Genomic DNA, 2,262 nt, shown 5'->3' on the forward strand with positions numbered 1-2,262 from the left:
CTGGAGAACGGGTGTATGGCCATGCACGACGACTTTGCCGAAGTCCTGCTCCGACAAGAGGAAGTCGTCTCGGATCCAAAGCAGATCATGTTCGCTCTGTTGAGCGAGGGGGACGCCCGGCTTCACGCCCGCATGGGCGAAGAAGAAATCGCCGCAACTGAACGACGCGCAGAGCTTTCTCAACAGCTGCCGATGCTCTCCTGGAAGCGCGGCCGCAAAAGCGTTTGCCAATCTCTGCTCCTCGACGCCGCTCGGAATGGCACTGGGATTGAGCCCATAGGATCTCAGGGTTTCGAGCCCGCCGAAATGGCGCCAATCGCCGAGCACTGACGCATCGTGGAGAAACTCGACGAGGTAGCTCTCGTGGTTTCCCTTCAGACAAACGATGTGATGAGTGCGGGCTCGCTCCACGAGGCGATCGAGCACTTCGCGCGAAGACGGTCCACGGTCGACGTAATCTCCAAGAAGAACATGGACGACCCGCTGTGGTGCCGATCGCGTGAGATTGGCGTCGATGCGGGCGAACGCAGCGTCGAGAAGATCCACCCGACCGTGCACGTCGCCAATCGCGTAAATCCGCATTCCGTCCGGGAGCCTTGGCGAGCGCCGCTTCGCCCGAGCCTTCAAACGACGCCACACCCTGTCACGCTCCGCTCAAAGATACCGCATCCCACATGTCTACCATGGCTTTTATGTTGGCTGCTGCCGAACATCGCCGAAAACAGTCGCGGCGAGGAGAGTACGGTGTACCGCGAAAGGTACTTTGGCAGCGTAGCAATTTGGCTTGTCACTTCCTTTTAATTGGGTTCGTTCTGCCAAAAGATGGCCGCTTCGCGCGATTTCTCGCTTGGCGCCTCGCCGAGCGAGCGCCTTCTCAGAAAAGCTACCTTTTCACGTCCTTGGCTCGGCAAGCCGCGCTGTATCAAAATCTCGGATGGCGAATTTACGGCGCGATAGCGCTCGACGCTCATAACGTTCAAAGGCGCTCGCGTCGCGGTCCGGCAGCCGCCTCTTCGACGGCTCAATCACATGATCAGGCCCGTGGGGATCCCAGCCCATCTCATGCAACAGCTGGCCAAGGTCGGCAAGCGAGGCATCTTTACGCCGGTAGGCTCGTGAGAGCGCCGACTTGAAGATTTTGTTATTTAACGAGGCGACCATTTTGGGACGGAAGACGGCCGGCCGCGGAAATTTTGTGAGCAGCAGACGCGCTTGCCAGATCCGACGCAAGTCAAGTTCGGCTTCCGCAATCCGGCGAGCCAAGTCGAGGAGATCAGGCCGTGCCCCCGTAATCGCGGCAGCTAGATGCTCGATTTCGGTATCGGCCCCAGGTTCCGATCGCAGCGGTGCGGCGAGACCATGTCGCCGCGCATTCAGGCGAGCGGTGGCCTTTCCCGCAGCCGTGCGCGGGCCAGTACTCCGCGTGGCATTCCGTCGATTGGCCTCGCGTTGCCCTTCACTCGTCATCTCTGACCGACAGAAGTCTTTCCCCGCTAGGTTCCGCCAAGACGTCGCGGGCCGATTCCTTGAATTCCGCGTCGACGATCTCGTCACTCGCTCGCCTTACCTCCTTCGCCCAGCCTGAACGGCGGCGTTCGATCTGCTGGAGGAGCGCATCGCGACGCCTTTCGTGAAGTTCGTTCTGCCTATCGAGCCGATCGAACTCTTGAGCGCGCGTTGAAAGCGATTGTGCGGTGACATCCGCAGAAGAAAGCCCTGCCTGGTCAAGCAATTCGTCAACGCGCTTGGTCGCCTTCCTATCTCCGCTGAACCAGTCCGATGCAAGTCGACTGGCTTCAGTAGACGCGCCGGTAAGTCGAATCCCCTCCTGCGGCAAGATCGATAATAGAATGGTCTCCACAGCGGCTCGACGTGCCATTCGCATTAGGCTCTCGCGCTGCCGCCGAGTGCGTTGAATCTCCCACGTCAGGGCCACGACGTCCTTCAGCAGCAGCCAGTCGATGAGATCGAAAGGCTGCACGGCTGCGCCGACGCCTGCAAGAAGCTGTTCGTAGAGATCTGAGTCCTCGCCGTCGATGATCCAGCTCGGTCCCAATAGCGCCCGCACATGTTCAGGCACGACAGGCTTTGCAGGCTCGTCAGCGAGCCGAATACGAGTCCTCGAGACCTTTGACAGTGATGAAGTTTGAGAGTCCATAGGAGAGCAAGCTACTGTCATTTAGAGGAAATCTCGTGATAAAGAGAGAACGTTTCCGACTCCGATCCGCATTGGAACAGACCTAACGAATCACCTTCTGTCAA

At 59.0% G+C, this 2,262-nt stretch carries 3 protein-coding genes; all 3 read right to left on the reverse strand.

Going from position 1 to position 2,262, the window contains the following annotated elements:
* Positions 1-582 (reverse strand): metallophosphoesterase (locus JOZ76_RS32325; protein ID WP_291705450.1); only part of this gene is annotated, 582 nt, incomplete at its 3' end.
* Positions 583-891: 309 nt separating this feature from the next.
* Positions 892-1,263 carry a hypothetical protein gene (locus JOZ76_RS32330; RefSeq protein WP_291705451.1) on the reverse strand — a complete coding sequence of 124 codons (372 nt, stop codon included), beginning with the start codon at positions 1,261-1,263 and terminating at the stop codon, positions 892-894.
* A 193-nt stretch (positions 1,264-1,456) separates the two neighbouring features.
* Positions 1,457-2,080 (reverse strand): hypothetical protein, encoded by a 624-nt coding sequence (locus tag JOZ76_RS32335; protein ID WP_291705452.1) that lies wholly within the window; start codon positions 2,078-2,080, stop codon positions 1,457-1,459.
* Positions 2,081-2,262: the final 182 nt, after the last annotated feature.

Source organism: Bradyrhizobium sp. (assembly GCF_019244115.1).
GTDB lineage: Bacteria > Pseudomonadota > Alphaproteobacteria > Rhizobiales > Xanthobacteraceae > Bradyrhizobium.